Source organism: Streptomyces sp. PA03-1a (assembly GCF_033792805.1).
In the GTDB taxonomy this organism is placed as follows: Bacteria; Actinomycetota; Actinomycetes; order Streptomycetales; family Streptomycetaceae; genus Actinacidiphila.
In genome coordinates this window covers 1-15,349 of record NZ_JARAVO010000011.1, presented here as the reverse complement: position 1 = coordinate 15,349, position 15,349 = coordinate 1, and the positions used below count along the sequence as shown (strand labels likewise).

The following is a 15,349-nucleotide window of genomic DNA, read 5'->3' as shown; positions in this document are numbered from 1 at the left end:
GATCAGTCCGATCAGACGTTGACGCCGTGGGCACGCAGGTACGCCAGCGGGTCCATGTCGGAGCCGAAGTCGGGGGTGGTGCGCACCTCGAAGTGCAGGTGCGGACCGGTCACGTTGCCGGTGGCGCCCGACAGGCCCAGCTGCTGACCGGCGGAGACCGTCTGACCGGCCGAGACCGACAGCGCGGACAGGTGGGCGTACTGCGAGTACCGGCCGTCGGCGTGCTTGACGACGACCTGGTTGCCGTACGAACCGCCCCAGCCCGCGGAGACCACGGTGCCGCCGGCGATCGACTTCACCTTGGTGCCGGTCGAGGCGATGAAGTCGACACCGGTGTGGTAGCCCTTGGACCACATGGCACCGGCCTGGTGGTAGGCGGTGCCCAGGGTGACGTGGTCGAGCGGGGCGGTGTAGCCGGAGGTGCTGGCGGCCTTGGCGGCGGCCGGCTTGGCGGCCGGGGCGGCCTTCGCGGCCTTGGGCGCGCTCTTGGCGGCGGACTTCTCGCCCAGGGACAGGACCTGGCCCGGGTAGATCAGGTTCGGGTCGCCGCCGATGACCGACTCGTTGTTCGCGTACAGCTTCTGCCAGCCGCCCTCGACCGACCGGGCGTCGGCGATCTTGGAGAGGGTGTCGCCGCCGGCGACCTTGTAGGAGCCGCCGGTGCTCTTCGGCTCGGCGGTGGCGGCCTTCGGCGCCTCGGCCTTCTTGGCGGGGGCGGCGGGCTTGGCGGCCGGCTTCGCGGCGGTGCCGGAGACGCTCTGCGGGGTGGCCGACGGGTTGGCCATGGCCTTCGTCAGACCGGCCTTGGGACCGCACACGGGCCAGGCCTGCGGACCCTGGGTCGCGAGGACCTTCTCCGCGACGGCGATCTGCTCCGCCTTGGTCGCAAGGTCGGCGCGCGGGGCGTACTTCGTGCCGCCGAAGCCGGCCCAGGTGCTCTGGGTGAACTGCAGTCCGCCGTAGAAGCCGTTACCGGTGTTGATGGACCAGTTGTTGGTGCTCTCGCAGGCCGCGACCTTGTCCCAGACGCTCACGGGAGCGGCGTGGGCACCGGTGGCGCCGACGATCGGGAGCGCCACGGCGGCGCCGGTGGTGCCGGCCAGCGCGCTGATACGGGTGATGCGGGTGTTCCGCGGACGACGGTGCTTTCCCTTACCGGGCATGCCGAATTCCTCTCCGACGCCTGCGAGGTAAGCTGTCGGGTTCGGGCTGGAGATGCCCGGCCGCAATGGGGCATGCCAAATAAAGGCATGTCGCTGCGACTTCACCCCTAGCCGTCCCGAGACCAACGGGAACGGCAAACTACCTGGGTCCCCCGCTCCTGCCGTGCGGTCTTGTCATCCGGCGTCCGGGCAGCGGCAGGACTAGGCGTTCTACCCGGAAGAATCTCGCAGGAATTTGTCCTGCGAGATCTGGAAGCTAAACGACGGAATCGCCCCGGAGCAAGGACCGGAATCACGCCCCCCGGCGGACCGCAAGTCGATCATCCGCTTCTGTGACTTTAGGTGAGAAGTGTCCGCTCTGCGTAGGCGGAAAACTGTCCCACGGTAATTGCGTGATATCACCCGGTGAAATTCGGCGGGAAAATTAGACGCTGCGTGGCCCGTGGCCTCCGCTGCGTGTTCGGCGCGTGACACCCATCACGCATCGATTCCCTACGCATGCACTGTGGACGCATATGTCCGGTTAGGCGGCTTAATGCCGGATAAGGCAGGACGCGTTCCGGTCCAACCCGCCCCGGACCGCGCCGTCCTGAGGTCCCCCGGAGGAACACCCCCCGGATCCAACCGCCGAGGGGGGTCCGCGATTCCCGGACGGGCCGCGCCGAGGCGTTCCGCGGTGTGGCGTGCGCCACAACCACCCCTCCGGCGGGGCGAGAAGGGGACGTGCACGACGGCCGCCGTCCGGAGAACGGACGTGACAGCGCCGATTGGGCGACGGTAGCCTCCCAATCCCGCACATTTTCTTACATCGCCCGGGAGACCTCGCGTGCCCTACCTCGCCGCCGACGACCGCTACGCCTCGATGGAATACCGCAGGACCGGGCGCAGCGGGGTCCTGCTGCCCGTCGTGTCCCTGGGCCTGTGGCACAACTTCGGCGACACCTCGCCGTTGGAGAACCAGCGCGCGGTGCTGCGCCGCGCCGTCGACCGCGGCGTGGTCCACATCGACCTGGCCAACAACTACGGCCCGCCCGCCGGCTCGGCCGAGGCCAACTTCGGCACCCTGTTCGCCCAGGACTTCCGCCCGTACCGCGACGAGCTCTTCATCGCCACCAAGGCCGGGTACGACATGTGGCCGGGACCGTACGGCGAATGGGGCAGCCGCAAGTACCTGCTCTCGTCGCTGGACCAGTCGCTGGGCCGCATGGGCCTGGACCACGTGGACGTCTTCTACTCGCACCGCTTCGACCCGGACACGCCCCTGGAGGAGACCATGGGCGCCCTGGACTCCGCGGTCCGCCAGGGCAAGGCCCTGTACGCCGGCATCTCCAACTACCCCGCCGAGGCGCACCGCCGGGCGACGGAGATCCTGCGCGAGCTGGGCACCCCGCTGCTGATCCACCAGGCCGCCTACAGCATCCTCCAGCGCGACCCGGAGGCCGGGGTCCTCGACGCCGTCGGCGACACCGGCACCGCGCTCATCGCGTACTCGCCGCTCGCCCAGGGCCAGCTCACCGACCGATACCTCCAGGGCGTGCCGGCCGACTCGCGGATGGCGCTCGGCCACTTCCTCAAGCGCGACGCCCTGACCGAGCGGAAGCTCACCTTCCTGCACGCCCTCAACAAGCTCGCCGGCGAGCGCGGTCAGACCCTGGCGCAGCTGGCCCTGAGCTGGGTGCTGCGCGACCCGCGGGTCGTCTCCGTCCTCATCGGCGCGAGCAGCGTCGCCCAGCTCGACCAGAACCTCGCCGCCCTCGACGCGGGCCCGCTCACCGCGGACGAGCTCGCCGAGATCGACCGCCTCTCGGCGGAGGCGGGCGTCCGCATCCCGTAACGGCCGCTCCGCACGTACGGAAGGGCCGGCCCCCGCAGGGGCCCGCCCTTCCGCGTCGGTGCCCGGCTCAGGCGAGACGGGCCTCCAGCGCGGCGCGGACGCCGGGCCACTCGCCGGCGACGATGGAGTAGTACGCGCTGTCGCGGACGGTGCCGTCCACGGCGAGGGTGTGGGCGCGGCGGATGCCCTCGAAACGGCCGCCGATGCGCTCGATCGCCGCGCGGGAGCGCGCGTTGCGCGCGTCCGTCTTCAGGGTGACGCGCAACACGTCCCACACGTCGAACGCGTGGGTGAGCAGCAGCAGCTTCGCCTCGGTGTTGCAGGGGGTGCGCTGGGCGGAGGCGCCGAGCCAGGTGCTGCCGATCTCGGCGACGGTGGGCACCGCGCCGCTGCGGGGCACGGAGCGGCCGGCGGGCCAGGCGGGGGTGGCCGTCCAGTGGTCGAGGTCGAGGAACCGCGTGGAGCCGATCAGGGCGCCACGCTGGACGTCCCGCACGGCGAAGGGGAGCGCGGCCCCGGTCGCCTGGTCCTGGAGGGCCTCCTCGACGTAGCGCGCCATCGCCTCGCGGTCGGCCGGCACCTTTGTGTAGGCGTAGGTGTCGCGGGATTCGTCGGCGGCGCGCAGCAGCCCGTCCGCGTGGGCGGCGCTCAGCGGCTCCAGGCGGACGTGCTTGCCTTCCAGGGTCACGGGTTCGGGCATGCCCCGGATGCTGGTGTCCGGCCGGGTCACCCGTCAAGCGCGTTTCCGCGGGGCGCGTCGGAGGCCGGGCGTGATGGATGCGAAAATGGGGGCATGAACAGCAACGACGTGTTCTTCGACATCACGATCGACGGCGAGCCCGCCGGACGGATCGTGTTCACCCTGTTCGACGACGTGGTCCCCAAGACCGCGCGGAACTTCCGTGAGCTCGCCACCGGCGAGCACGGCTTCGGCTTCGAGGGTTCGCACTTCCACCGCGTGATCCCCGACTTCATGCTCCAGGGAGGCGACTTCACCGCCGGCAACGGCACCGGTGGCAAGAGCATCTACGGTGAGAAGTTCGCCGACGAGAACTTCCAGCTCAAGCACACCAAGCCCGGCCAGCTCTCCATGGCCAACGCGGGCCCGAACACCAACGGCTCGCAGTTCTTCATCACCACGATCGTCACCGACTGGCTCGACGGCAAGCACGTGGTCTTCGGCGAGGTCGTCGACGGCATGGACGTCGTCAAGAAGATCGAGTCGCTCGGCTCCCGCACCGGCGCGACCAGCGCCCGCGTCGAGATCGCCAAGTCCGGTACGGTCGCCTGACCCGGCTCCGCGAAGCGGCCCGGCACCGGAACGACCGGTGCCGGGCCGCTCGGCGTACGGGTCAGCCGAAGGCCTTGACCGCCTGGTAGTAGGTCCAGGCGGTGCTGTTGCAGGCGGTCGCGGTGGCGCCGCTGTAGCCGGCGCAGATGCGCTTGAGGTCCTCGTAGAAGGCGCTGTCGAGGCGGCTCTTGTTGGCGGAGAAGGAGCCCATCGCCTTGTAGTTGCGGTAGCCGAAGTCGTGCCGGGCGCAGGAGTTCTGGAACGGGAAGCCGAAGGGGTTGTCCGGGGAGCTGCTGCAGTAGTCGGTGGACCAGTCGAAGCCGTAGGCGGCCCAGGCGCCCTGGTTGCCGCGGGCGGACCACCAGGCGTTGTAGCTCGAGGCGCTGGTCTGGGTCCAACCGGCGAGCACCTGGGCCTTGTCGGCGGGTGCGGCCTGGGCGGGGACGGTGAAGACGACGGTGGCGACGGCGGCGACCGCGGTGGCGGCGAAGCCGGTCGTGATTCGGCGCATGGGGACTCCAGTCACTGACGGGCGCGGTGTGACGCGCGGGCATGGCGGTGCAACCGGATGCGGAACCGAACAGGTGGTACTGGTGTGCGAAGCCAGGATGGGGCCCCAGGGGTCTATGCGAGTAGATGCCGGACGGCAAAAATTACATGAACATGACGACGCGCCGCCGACGGCGGGCGTCGACGGCACGTCAAGAAGCTGACACCGTTGTCTGGTTCACTGACCCGCTGGACCCGCGGGCCGCGCGTCTGCCCCTACGGGGCGTCAGGCGGCGGGGGTGCGCGGCCGGTCCCCGGGCTCCCCGGACCCGCCGTGCTCCCCAGGCTCCTCGGACTCCGTACGCTCCCACCGCGGATGGTGGCGGCGCGCCCATTCCGGCGTGACGAACCCGGTGCGCATCCCCAGCCGCGCCTGCGGGTCGTCGGCCGCCATCCACAGGTGTCCCGCGACCACCACGGCCACCGCCAGGGCCAGCCAGTCGTGGACGAAGGTCGCGCCGGTACGCCACACCAAGCCGCTCAGGTGCGGGAACATCATCAGCAGCCCGGTGCCGAGCATGACGAGCACCGCGCCCGCGGCGAAGGACGCGTACAGCTTCTGCCCGGCGTTGAATTTCCCCGCCGCACGACGGTCGTGGGGGACGCGGCGCAGCGCGTCCCGCAGCCAGCCCCGGTCGTAGGGGGCGAACCGGTTGAGCAGCCGCAGGTCGCGCCGGAAGGCGCGGGAGGCGAGGCCCGCGAGGGCGGGCAGCGGCAGGGCGATGCCCGACCATTCGTGCACGGTGACCACCAGCCGCCTGCGGCCGACGAGTTCGGCGAGCGGGGGCAGGTAGAGGGCCGCCGCCGTGCAGAGGCAGACCAGCATCAGGGCGGCCGTGCTGCGGTGCACCCAGCGCTCGCCGCGGGTGAAGCGGCGCACGGTCTCAGGACGTGGGGTCATCGTGGCGTCCGTTCGAGCGGCCGACCCAGGCGTCGACGTCGTAGCCGTAGTGCTCCCAGTAGCCGGGCCGCACGTCCCGGGTGACCTCGATGCCCGAGAGCCACTTGGCGGACTTGTAGAAGTACATCGGCGCCACGTAGAGCCGCACGGGGCCGCCGTGGGCCGTGGTCACCGGCTTGTCCTGCATCCGCAGGGCGACCAGGACGTCGTCCCTGACGGCCTGTTCGAGGGTGAGGCTCTCGCTGTAGACCCCGTCGAAGCAGGTGAAGCGCACGGCGCCGGCACCGTCCTGCACGCCCGCGAGGTCGAGGAGGTGGGACAGCCGCACCCCCTCGAAGGGCGTGCCCGGCACGCGCCACCCGGTCACGCACTGCACGTCGCGCACCATCCTGGTCTGCGGCATCGCCCGCAGTTCGGCCAGGGTGTGGGTGGCCTTCCGGTCGACGAGGCCGGAGACGGTGAGGCGGTAGTCGGTCGCGTCCCGGTGGGGAACGGAGTCCGCCACGTTGTAGATGCGGAAGCCGCCGCCCCCGGGGAGCAGTCCGCTGAGCCCGGTGGGGTCCTTCCCCGCCACCTGGGAGAGCGCCGAGTCCAGTCCGTCCTGCGCGCGGCTGCCGAACGCCACCCCCAGGGCGCCCAGCCCGAGCATCCCGAGCACCACGCGCCGGCCGACCGGCGTGCCCTTGCCTTCCATACCCCTCACCGTAAGCCCGCGCGAGGCGGTTGCGGACCGCCGGGGCCGCACGTAAGCAAGGCGTAAGAGGTTCGGTCCCGGGCTAACCGATCTCCAGGCCCGCGTAGTTCTCGGCGAGTTCGGCCGCCGCGTGCGGGGAGGCGGCGATGCGGTCGAGCTGGGAGATCTGCAGCCGGGTGTCGAAGTCGCTCTGCGCCGGGTCGGTGTGCAGGGTCGTGGTCATGAACCAGGAGAAGTGCTCGGCACGCCACACCCGCCGCAGGCAGGTGTCGGAGTAGGCGTCGAGCAGGGCGGAGGAACCGGTCTCCGCCAGGGCGGCGAAGGCACGGGCCAGGACGATGACGTCGGCGGCCGCCAGGTTGAGGCCCTTGGCGCCGGTCGGCGGCACGATGTGCGCGGCGTCGCCGGCGAGCAGCACGCGGCCCCAGCGCATCGGCTCGGTCACGAAGCTGCGCATCGGCAGCACGGCCTTGGAGGTGATGGGACCGCGCTCCAGCTTCCAGTCCCCGTCGAGGGCGAAGCGGGCGTCCAGTTCGCCCCAGATCCGCTCGTCGGACCATTCGGCGGGATCGGTGCCGCTCGGCACCTGCAGGTAGAGCCGGCTGACCTGGGAGGAACGCATGCTGTGCAGCGCGAAACCGCGGGGCGAGTGCGCGTAGATCAACTCCTCGCAGGACGGCGCGACGTCGGCGAGGATCCCCAGCCACGAGAAGGGGTACACCCGCTCGTACGTCCGCCGGGCGTGCTCCGGGACCGCCGCGCGCGTCACGCCGTGGAAGCCGTCGCAGCCGACGACGTAGTCGCAGGTGAGGGTCTTCTCCCGGCCCTCGTGGCGGTAGCGGACCACCGGGCGGTCCGTATCGGCCCCCTCGACCGCGTGCACAGGGGCGCCGAACAGCAGCGGCGCCCCGTCCTGGAGATGGAGGGCGATCAGGTCCTTGACGACCTCGGTCTGGGCGTAGACCCACACGCGCCGTCCGCCGGTGAGGGCCGGGAAGTCCAGTCGGTGGGAGCGGCGGTCCCAGCGCAGCTCGATGCCGTCGTGGACGAGGCCCTCGCGGTCCAGGCGCGCGCCCGCGCCGGACGAGCGGAGCACGTCGACCGTGCCCTGTTCCAGGATCCCGGCGCGCTGGCGCTGCTCGACGTACTCGCGGTCGCGGCTCTCCAGGACGACGCAGTCGATGCCGGAGCGATGGAGCAGACGGGCCAGCAGGAGGCCTGCGGGACCGGCGCCGACGATGGCGACGGTGGTGTGGTGCTGCATGTGTTCTCCTACTCCTCTTCTTCCTCGAGGATGCGGTTCGCCACGGCGAACGCGGCGTTGGCCGCGGGAACGCCGCAGTAGACGGCGGACTGGAGCAGGACCTCCTGGATCTCCTCCCAGGTCAGGCCGTTGTGCCGCGCGGCGCGCACGTGCATCGCCAGCTCGTCCAGGTGGCCGTGGGCCACCAGCGCGGTGAGGGTGATGCAGCTGCGGGTCCTGCGGCTCAGGCCCGGCCGGGTCCAGATCTCACCCCATGCGTAGCGGGTGATGAAGTCCTGGAAGGGGGCGGTGAAGGCGGTGGTGCGGGCGACCGCCCGGTCGACGTGCGCGTCGCCGAGCACGGCACGGCGGACGGCCATGCCCTCGGTGTGGCGGGCGCCGTCGTCGGCGGCCGGCTCGGTGGCGAAGTGCTGCAGGAGCGCCGCGAGGACGGGGGCCGGGCGCTCGACGCCGGCCAGGTGGGCGGCGTGCGCCACCTCGGTGAGGCTCGCCCCGGGGATGCCGTCGGCGAGGACACGGGCGTCCGCGACCGGGGTCGCCGGGTCGCCGCGGCCCGCGACGACGAGGGTGGGCGCGGTGATCCGGGACAGGTCGGCGCGTACGTCGTAGGCGGCGAGGGCGTCGCAGAGGGTCGCGTACGCCTCCGGGTCGGCGGCGCGCAGGTCGTCCAGGAGGGCGCCGACGGCGGGGTCGCCGGCGAACTCCGGGGTGAACCAGCGGGTGGCCGCGGTGTCGGCGACGGGTCCCGTGCCCTTCGCCCTGACCAGGGCCGCGCGTTCCCGCCAGCCGTCCGGGTCGCCGAAGTCGGCGGAGGAGCACACGATCGCGAGCGCGGCGACCCGTTCGGGGTGGTGGATCGCGAGCCAGGTCCCCACGGCCCCGCCGAGGGAGACGCCGGCGTAGGCGAAGCGGTCGGCGCCGAGCGCGTCGGCGAGGGCCAGCACCGAGCGGGCCAGGTCCTCGACCGTGCCGCCCTCCGGGAGCAGCGCGGCGGGGCTGCCGCCGTGGCCGGGCAGGTCCCAGCGGATGACGCGGTGCCCGCGGGCGAGGGCGGGGACCTGCGGGTCCCACACGGCGAGCGAGGTGCCCAGGCTCGGCCCGAGGATCAGCGGCGGCAGGCCCGGCGCGCCGTCCACCCGGTGGTGCGGCAGTCGGGGCTCCACGGCCTCGTGCGGCGTGCTCATGCGGGCTCCTCGCGGATGGTGCTGACGGGTGCGTACGGCGGTGTCACGGCGCCCATTCAGGGCCCGGCGGCCGGGCGGGCGCCCGCCCGGGCCCGAAGTCCCCCGGACATGGCGTACCCCGATCGGCCCGGGTCGCGGAAGGGGGCGGGGGCGGTCACGAGGACGTCCCCGGGGCGGGACGGCGCAGGGCGCGGTCGACGAGAGCGCCGGCCGACCCCGTGTAGCGGGTGGGGTCGGTGAGCTCCCGGAGGCGTCCCTCGGGGAGGAGGCCGCCGAGGGCCGGCTCCTGCGCCAGGGCGTCGTCGAGGGCGATCCCCTCCTCGGCGACGCGTCTGGAGGCCCGTGCGAGGGCGGACTTGGCCTCGCCGCGGCCCATGAGAGCGGTCAGGGCCGCGGCGAGACGTTCGGTGACCACCAGACCGCCCGTCGTGCCGAGGGTCTCGCGCATGCGGTGCGGGTGGACGCGCAGGCCCGCGGCGAGTCCGGCGGCGTCACGGGCGGCGCCGCCGACGAGGCGCAACGCCTCGCGCAGGGGCTGCCATTCGGCGTGCCAGGCGCCGGCCGGGCGTTCGTCCTCCGCGGCCAGGGAGCCGTACAGCACGGCGGCGAGCGCCGGCACCTGGCGGGCCGTGGCGGCGATGAGCGTGGCGCGGACGGGGTTGGCCTTGTGGGGCATGGCCGAGGAACCGCCGCCGGCGCCCTCGGTGACCTCGCCGACCTCGGTGCGCGACAGCACCAGTACGTCGGCGGCGACCTTGCCCAGCGCGCCCGCCGCGAAGGCGAGTGCCCCGGCGAGGTCGGCGATGGGCGTCCGCAGGGTGTGCCAGGGGAGAACGGGTTCCGCCAGCCCGGTCTCGGCGGCGTAGGCGGCGAGGAGCCGCGGAGCGGCGGCGGCGTTCGCGCCGGGGGCGGTGCCGTCCGCCTCGGCGAAGGCGCCGAAGGCGGCGAGCGTGCCCGCGGCACCGCCGAGTTGCACGGGCAGGTCGCCGCGGACGGCAGTCAGCCGGTCGTACGCGTCCAGGACCAGGGAGCGCCAGCCGGCCGCCTTGAGTCCGAAGGTGGTGGGGACGGCGTGCTGCGTCAGCGTGCGTCCGGCCATCGGGGTGTCGCGGTGCTCCGTCGCGAGCCGTCCGAACGCCCCGGCCGCGGCGGCGAGGTCGTCCAGGACAGGGCCCAGCGCGCGGGACGCGACGAGCATCGCCGCGGTGTCCAGGATGTCCTGGCTGGTGGCGCCGCGGTGCACATAGCCGGCGGCGTTCGCGTCCCGCTCCCCCACCGCCTCGGTCAGGTCGGCGACCAGCGGGATCACCGGGTTGCCGCCGGCCCGGGCGCGCAGCGCGAGGTCGCGCGGGTCGAACCGGCCGGGCTCGGCCGCGGCGGCGGTCACCGCGGCCGCCGCGGACACCGGCGCGAGACCCAGCGCGGCCTGCACCCGGGTCAGTGCGGCCTCCGCGTCGAGCATGCCCCGTACGAAGGCCGCGTCCCCGGTCGCCTCCTCGGCGGCCGACCCGGCCCGGACCGGGGAGAGCAGGCCGACGTCCGCGGCGGGGTCAGTCGAAGGCAAGGAAGACCGTCTCCTCATGCACTCCGTCGTACTGGAGCCGGACGTCGAAGCGGTGGACGCGCCCGCCCTCCGGAGTGGCGATCAGGGTGGCACGCCGCTGCGGCTCCAGGGAGCCGAGCAGCGGGTCCCCCTCGGCGTCGCGGAGGTAGACCCGGGTGTGCAGGTGGTGGAGGAGACCGCGGGCGAAGACGATCAGCGACAGGTACGGGACGCCGCCGGGCGGGAACGTGCGGATCACGTAGTGTCCGTCCGCGTCGGTGGCGACGCGCCCGAAGCCGGTGAAGACCAGTCCGTCGCGCCCGAGGACCGCCCCGGTGACCTGGTCGCGGCGCAGCGAACCGGGGGCGCCGTGCCGGGAGCCGTCGGGGGCGGGCTGCCAGACCTCGATGAGCGCGTCGGGGACGGGCTGCCCCGCGCCGTCGTAGACCCAGCCGTGGACGGTGACGGTGTCCGGGTGCCCGGCGGGGGCGAGGTCGCCGCCCTGGGGGAACGGCAGCGCGTAGCCGTAGAAGGGGCCCACGGTCTGCGAGGGCGTGGGGGCGGGTGCCTCGCCGCTCATCGGCCCTCCTCGATCCAGGTGGCGGCCGGGCCGTCCAGGACGATGTCCCAGCGGTAGCCGAGCGACCATTCGGGGGTGGACAGGTCGTGGTCGTACGTCGCGACCAGCCGCTGCCGGGCCGAGTCGTCCGTGACGGACTGCAGGATCGGGTCGTACGCGAAGAGCGGGTCCCCGGGGAAGTACATCTGGGTGACCAGGCGCTGGGTGAACGCCGGGCCGAAGAGCGAGAAGTGGATGTGCGCCGGGCGCCAGGCACCCAGGTGGTTGCGCCAGGGGTAGGCGCCGGGCTTGATGGTGACGAACGCGTAGGTGCCGTCGTCCCCGGTCAGGGTGCGGCCGACACCCGTGAAGTTCGGGTCCAGCGGGGCGGGATGGTCGTCCCGCTGGTGCGCGTAGCGACCGGAGGCGTTGGCCTGCCAGATCTCGACGAGCTGGCCGCGCACGGGCCGGCCCGCGCGGTCCAGGACGCGCCCGGTGACCTTGATGCGCTCGCCCAGCGGCTCGGCCTGGTGCTGCCGCGTCAGGTCGTGGTCGAGGGCGGTGACGTCGGTGACGCCGAAGACCGGGCCCGAGAGCTCCACGGCCTCGGGGTCGCCGGCGGCCGGCCCCGCCGCCACCAACGGGCGCTTGGGATGGCGCAGGACGCTGCTCCGGTAGGGGGCGTAGCCGCGGTCGGGGTGGTCCTCGGCGGCGCCGCCGTCGGCACGTCGCTTGGCATAGGCCGCGCGCTCGTCGGCGATCTCGGCGGAGATCTCGCCCTGGGTGAGGGGGCTGCTCATGCGGAGGGCTCCTACCTTTCCAGGACGAGGGCGAGACCCTGCCCGACGCCGATGCACAGGGCGGCGAGGCCGGTGCCCGAACCCGCGGCCGCGAGCTGGTGGGCGACGGCGCCGGCGATGCGGGCGCCGGAGGCACCGAGCGGGTGGCCGACGGCGATGGCGCCGCCGCGCGGGTTGACGATCGAGGGGTCGAGCTCGGGCCATCCGGCGAGGCAGCCGAGCACCTGCGAGGCGAAGGCCTCGTTGAGCTCGACGGTGCTGAGGTCGCCGAAGCCCTTGCCGGCCTTGGCCAGCGCCTTGCGGACGGCCTCGACGGGGGCGAGGCCGAAGTAGTCGGGCTCGATGCCGGTGACCGCCGAGGCGCGGATGCGCGCGAGCGGCTCGCGGCCGGTGGCCTTCAGGCCCTCCTCGTCGACGACGAGCAGCGCGGCTGCCCCGTCGTTGAGGGGCGAGGAGTTGCCCGCGGTGACGGTGCCGCCGTCCTTGCGGAAGGCGGGCTTGAGGCGGGCGAGCGCCTCCATGGAGGTGGTGTCGCGGATCGTCTCGTCGCGCGGCAGGTCCACGCCGTCGACCGGGACGACCTCGGCCTCGTACAGGCCGTCCTTCCAGGCGCGGGCCGCCTTCTCGTGGCTGGCGACGGCGAAGGCGTCCTGCTGCTCCCTGGTGATGCCGTGCCGGTCGGCGATGAGCTCCGCGCTCTCGCCGAGCGGGATGGTCCACCGCGGGTCCATCCTCGGGTTGACCATGCGCCAGCCGAGGGTGGTGGAGTACAGCTCCTGGTGGCCCGCGGGGAAGGCGCGTTCGGGCTTGGGCAGCACCCAGGGGGCCCGGCTCATGGACTCCACACCGCCGGCGATGGCGACGGAGACGTCGCCGACGGCCACGGCGCGGGCGGCCTGGATCACGGCCTCCATGCCGGAGCCGCAGAGCCGGTTGACCGTGGTGCCGGGCACGGTGACGGGCAGCCCGGCAAGCAGTGCGGCCATCCTGGCGACGTTGCGGTTGTCCTCGCCCGCCGCGTTGGCGTCACCGAAGAAGACGTCGTCGATCCGGGCCGGGTCGAGCTCGGGCGTACGGGCCACCAGCGAGGCCACGACGTGCGCCGCGAGGTCGTCGGGACGCACTCCTGACAGGGCGCCGCCGTACTTGCCGACCGGGGTACGGACGGCGTCGACGACGTACACCTCACGCAGCTGCCCGCTCATCGGGCGCTCCCTTCTGCGGCGACGGCGACGTGCACCGGGGCCGCGGTCTTGTCCAGGATCTCCTGCGTGGTGACGCCGGGGGCGGTCTCCACGAGGACGAGTCCCCCGTCGGTGACGTCGAGGACGCCCAGGTCGGTGATGATCCGGTCCACGCAGGCCCGGCCGGTGAGCGGCAGCGCGCACTCCTGGAGGATCTTGGGGCTGCCGTCCTTGGCGGTGTGGGTCATGGTGACGATGACCCGCCGGGCGCCGTGCACCAGGTCCATCGCGCCGCCGATGCCGGTGACGAGCTTGCCGGGGACGGCCCAGTTCGCCAGGTCGCCGCGGGCGGAGACCTGCATGGCACCGAGCACGGCGGTGTCGATGTGACCACCGCGGATCATCCCGAAGGACAGCGCGGAGTCGAAGAAGGCCGCGCCGGGCAGGACGGTGACGGTCTCCTTGCCCGCGTTGATCAGGTCGGGGTCGACCTCGTCCTCGTCGGGGAAGGGGCCCGTGCCGAGGATGCCGTTCTCGGACTCCAGGATGACCTCGACGCCCTCGGGGAGGTGGTTGGGGATCAGCGTCGGCAGGCCGATGCCGAGGTTGACGTATTCGCCGTCGCGCAGTTCCCGGGCCGCGCGGGCGGCCATCTCGTCGCGTGTCCAGGCCATCAGGCCCGCACCTCCCTGGCCGTGACCGTACGGAATTCGATCTTCTTGTCGGCGGCCTGCTCCGGGGTGAGCGCCACCACGCGCTGGACGAAGATGCCGGGCAGGTGCACCTGGTCGGGGTCGATCGCGCCGGGCTCGACGAGTTCCTCGACCTCGGCGACGGTGATCCGGCCGGCCATCGCGGCGAGCGGGTTGAAGTTGCGGGAGGCCTTGTTGAAGACCAGGTTGCCGTGGCGGTCGCCCTTGGCGGCGCGGACGAGCGCGAAGTCGGTGGTGATGCCGCGCTCCAGGACGTACTCGACGCCGTCGAACGCGCGCACCTCCTTCGGCTCGGAGGCCAGTGCCACGCCTCCGTCCCCGTCGTAGCGCCAGGGCAGGCCGCCCTCGGCGACCTGGGTGCCGACGCCGGCCGGGGTGTAGAAGGCGGGGATGCCGCAGCCGCCGGCGCGCAGGCGCTCGGCCAGGGTGCCCTGCGGGATCAGTTCGAGTTCCAGCTCGCCGGCCAGGTACTGGCGGGCGAACTCCTTGTTGGCCCCGATGTAGCTGCCGGTGACACGGGCGATGCGGCGCGCGGCGAGCAGGACCGCGAGGCCCGAGTCGAGGGCGCCGCAGTTGTTGGAGACGACGGCGAGACCGCTGACCCCGGCTTCGTAGAGGGCCTGGACCAGCGTGTTCGGCACGCCGCTCAGGCCGAAGCCGCCGACCGCCAGCGACGCGCCGTCCTGGACGTCCGCTACGGCCTCAGCGGCCGAGGCGACCACCTTGTCCATCCTGCGCCCACCTTCTTGTTCGTCCAGTGAACTTAAGTTCACAATTGCTTGTGCCCGAGTGTGATCCTCGGGCGCCCGCTCTGTCAACGTTCCGGGGCGGTACGGTTTCGACGACGTTTCGCCACGCTGGAGTGCTGATGACACCGCTGACCACCGCGACCACTCCCCCGCCGCAGGAGGCCGTCGGCCCCCTCGTCCGGGGACTGGCGGTGCTGCGCGAGCTGGCCGCGGCCGACGGCCGGCGCTCGGTCGGCGACCTCGTGCGGGCCACCGGCCTGGCGCGGTCCACGGTGGACCGGGTGGTCAGCACGCTCGTCCGCACCGGGTACCTGCGGGTCGAGGGCCGGGACGCCGTCCTCGCCCCCCGGCTGATGGAACTCGGCAACGCCTACCTCGCCGCCAGCCGCTTCCCCGACCTGCTGGGTCCGCTCGCCGACGCCCTGGCCGACGGCCTGGACGAGTCCGTGTCCATCGCCGTGCCGGACGGCGACGGGGTCCGCTTCGTCCACCAGGCGACCCGGCGCCGCGCGATGTCCCTGACCTTCCGCATCGGCGACCAGTTGCCGGCCGAGCGCGGCGCCCCCGGGGCGCTCTTCGCCGGCGACTGGGACGACGCCGGATGGGAACGGTGGCGCCACCGCCGCGCGGCGGACCCGCTGGACACCGGCTTCCCCGCACTGCCCCGCGGACACGGCGACGCCGCCGCCTCCTTCCCGGAGCGGGTCGCCGCCGCGCGCACCCACGGCTGGTCGGCGGACGACCAGCTGATCGAACCGGGACTGATCGCCGTCGCCGTGCCCGTACGGGACAGCGCCGGGCAGCCGGTGTGCGCGGTGAGCGTGGTCAGCCACACCAGCAGGCACAGCGCCGAGTCGCTGCGCGAGGCCGTGCTGCCCCGGCTGCGGGAGACGGTCGCGGCCATGGAGGACGCCCTCTCAC

16 protein-coding genes and 1 riboswitch are annotated in these 15,349 nt (G+C 73.1%); of the genes, 3 read left to right on the top strand and 13 right to left on the bottom strand.

All coding sequences use genetic code 11. The features are described from left to right. Positions 1-11 precede the first annotated feature (11 nt). Entirely contained in the window at positions 12-1,163 is a 1,152-nt protein-coding gene (locus PV341_RS04025) for a transglycosylase family protein (RefSeq protein ID WP_500356713.1), read from the bottom strand. A 2-nt stretch (positions 1,164-1,165) separates the two neighbouring features. Beyond that, positions 1,166-1,357: riboswitch (cyclic di-AMP (ydaO/yuaA leader) on the bottom strand. Positions 1,358-1,989: 632 nt separating this feature from the next. Here PV341_RS04025 and PV341_RS04020 point away from each other — a divergent pair. Beyond that, positions 1,990-2,997: an aldo/keto reductase gene (locus PV341_RS04020; RefSeq protein ID WP_500323353.1), complete on the top strand. Its 1,008-nt coding sequence runs from the start codon at positions 1,990-1,992 to the stop codon at positions 2,995-2,997. Positions 2,998-3,064: 67 nt separating this feature from the next. Here the strand turns inward: PV341_RS04020 and PV341_RS04015 are convergent, their stop codons facing one another. Beyond that, positions 3,065-3,697 carry a GNAT family N-acetyltransferase gene (locus tag PV341_RS04015; protein WP_500356711.1) on the bottom strand — a complete coding sequence of 211 codons (633 nt, stop codon included), beginning with the start codon at positions 3,695-3,697 and terminating at the stop codon, positions 3,065-3,067. Positions 3,698-3,790: 93 nt separating this feature from the next. Here PV341_RS04015 and PV341_RS04010 point away from each other — a divergent pair, with 93 nt between their 5' ends. Further along, positions 3,791-4,288 carry a peptidylprolyl isomerase gene (locus tag PV341_RS04010; RefSeq protein WP_499515533.1) on the top strand — a complete coding sequence of 166 codons (498 nt, stop codon included), beginning with the start codon at positions 3,791-3,793 and terminating at the stop codon, positions 4,286-4,288. 61 nt (positions 4,289-4,349) lie between these two features. On the opposite strand, the gene PV341_RS04005 is transcribed toward PV341_RS04010, so the two are convergent. From PV341_RS04005 to PV341_RS03955, 11 genes are all read right to left on the bottom strand, one after another. After that, positions 4,350-4,799, bottom strand: coding sequence for a phospholipase (locus tag PV341_RS04005; RefSeq protein WP_500323349.1), 450 nt, complete (start codon positions 4,797-4,799; stop codon positions 4,350-4,352). Positions 4,800-5,063: 264 nt separating this feature from the next. Further along, positions 5,064-5,738 (bottom strand): cytochrome b/b6 domain-containing protein, encoded by a 675-nt coding sequence (locus PV341_RS04000; RefSeq protein WP_500323348.1) that lies wholly within the window; start codon positions 5,736-5,738, stop codon positions 5,064-5,066. Then, positions 5,722-6,432 carry a molybdopterin-dependent oxidoreductase gene (locus PV341_RS03995; RefSeq protein WP_500323346.1) on the bottom strand — a complete coding sequence of 237 codons (711 nt, stop codon included), beginning with the start codon at positions 6,430-6,432 and terminating at the stop codon, positions 5,722-5,724. The genes PV341_RS04000 and PV341_RS03995 overlap by 17 nt, the downstream gene beginning before the upstream one ends. An 82-nt stretch (positions 6,433-6,514) precedes the next feature. After that, complete coding sequence (locus tag PV341_RS03990; RefSeq protein WP_500323345.1) at positions 6,515-7,696, bottom strand: 4-hydroxybenzoate 3-monooxygenase; 1,182 nt, start codon at positions 7,694-7,696, stop codon at positions 6,515-6,517. A gap of 8 nt (positions 7,697-7,704) precedes the next feature. Further along, entirely contained in the window at positions 7,705-8,880 is a 1,176-nt protein-coding gene (pcaDC, locus tag PV341_RS03985) for a bifunctional 3-oxoadipate enol-lactonase/4-carboxymuconolactone decarboxylase PcaDC (protein WP_500323343.1), read from the bottom strand. Positions 8,881-9,034: 154 nt separating this feature from the next. Continuing rightward, the gene (gene pcaB, locus PV341_RS03980) at positions 9,035-10,462 is read right to left on the bottom strand and encodes a 3-carboxy-cis,cis-muconate cycloisomerase (protein WP_500356709.1); all 1,428 of its coding nucleotides are present in this window, start codon (positions 10,460-10,462) and stop codon (positions 9,035-9,037) included. Continuing rightward, entirely contained in the window at positions 10,431-11,003 is a 573-nt protein-coding gene (gene pcaG, locus PV341_RS03975) for a protocatechuate 3,4-dioxygenase subunit alpha (protein ID WP_500356707.1), read from the bottom strand. Before pcaG ends, pcaB begins: the two co-directional genes overlap by 32 nt. After that, positions 11,000-11,782 carry a protocatechuate 3,4-dioxygenase subunit beta gene (pcaH, locus tag PV341_RS03970; RefSeq protein ID WP_500323337.1) on the bottom strand — a complete coding sequence of 261 codons (783 nt, stop codon included), beginning with the start codon at positions 11,780-11,782 and terminating at the stop codon, positions 11,000-11,002. The genes pcaG and pcaH overlap by 4 nt, the downstream gene beginning before the upstream one ends. Positions 11,783-11,793: 11 nt before the next feature. Continuing rightward, the gene (locus tag PV341_RS03965; protein WP_500323335.1) at positions 11,794-12,987 is read right to left on the bottom strand and encodes a thiolase family protein; all 1,194 of its coding nucleotides are present in this window, start codon (positions 12,985-12,987) and stop codon (positions 11,794-11,796) included. Continuing rightward, positions 12,984-13,640: a CoA transferase subunit B gene (locus PV341_RS03960; RefSeq protein WP_500323333.1), complete on the bottom strand. Its 657-nt coding sequence runs from the start codon at positions 13,638-13,640 to the stop codon at positions 12,984-12,986. Before PV341_RS03960 ends, PV341_RS03965 begins: the two co-directional genes overlap by 4 nt. Next, positions 13,640-14,410, bottom strand: a complete 771-nt coding sequence (locus PV341_RS03955; RefSeq protein WP_500356706.1) for a CoA transferase subunit A — start codon at positions 14,408-14,410, stop codon at positions 13,640-13,642. The genes PV341_RS03960 and PV341_RS03955 overlap by 1 nt, the downstream gene beginning before the upstream one ends. A gap of 137 nt (positions 14,411-14,547) precedes the next feature. On the opposite strand from PV341_RS03955, the gene PV341_RS03950 reads away from it, so the two are divergent. Beyond that, the coding region (locus PV341_RS03950; RefSeq protein ID WP_500356705.1) for an IclR family transcriptional regulator at positions 14,548-15,349 on the top strand (802 nt) is incomplete at its 3' end.

Coding starts and splice junctions, on each gene's coding strand:
- PV341_RS03960 (WP_500323333.1), bottom strand. CDS start 13,640: ATGGCCTGGACACGCGACGAGATGGCCGCCCGCGCGGCCCGGGAACTG.
- pcaDC (WP_500323343.1), bottom strand. CDS start 8,880: ATGAGCACGCCGCACGAGGCCGTGGAGCCCCGACTGCCGCACCACCGG.
- PV341_RS04025 (WP_500356713.1), bottom strand. CDS start 1,163: ATGCCCGGTAAGGGAAAGCACCGTCGTCCGCGGAACACCCGCATCACC.
- PV341_RS03965 (WP_500323335.1), bottom strand. CDS start 12,987: ATGAGCGGGCAGCTGCGTGAGGTGTACGTCGTCGACGCCGTCCGTACC.
- pcaB (WP_500356709.1), bottom strand. CDS start 10,462: ATGAGGAGACGGTCTTCCTTGCCTTCGACTGACCCCGCCGCGGACGTC.
- PV341_RS04015 (WP_500356711.1), bottom strand. CDS start 3,697: ATGCCCGAACCCGTGACCCTGGAAGGCAAGCACGTCCGCCTGGAGCCG.
- pcaG (WP_500356707.1), bottom strand. CDS start 11,003: ATGAGCGGCGAGGCACCCGCCCCCACGCCCTCGCAGACCGTGGGCCCC.
- PV341_RS03990 (WP_500323345.1), bottom strand. CDS start 7,696: ATGCAGCACCACACCACCGTCGCCATCGTCGGCGCCGGTCCCGCAGGC.
- PV341_RS04000 (WP_500323348.1), bottom strand. CDS start 5,738: ATGACCCCACGTCCTGAGACCGTGCGCCGCTTCACCCGCGGCGAGCGC.
- PV341_RS04005 (WP_500323349.1), bottom strand. CDS start 4,799: ATGCGCCGAATCACGACCGGCTTCGCCGCCACCGCGGTCGCCGCCGTC.
- PV341_RS04010 (WP_499515533.1), top strand. CDS start 3,791: ATGAACAGCAACGACGTGTTCTTCGACATCACGATCGACGGCGAGCCC.
- PV341_RS03995 (WP_500323346.1), bottom strand. CDS start 6,432: ATGGAAGGCAAGGGCACGCCGGTCGGCCGGCGCGTGGTGCTCGGGATG.
- PV341_RS03955 (WP_500356706.1), bottom strand. CDS start 14,410: ATGGACAAGGTGGTCGCCTCGGCCGCTGAGGCCGTAGCGGACGTCCAG.
- pcaH (WP_500323337.1), bottom strand. CDS start 11,782: ATGAGCAGCCCCCTCACCCAGGGCGAGATCTCCGCCGAGATCGCCGAC.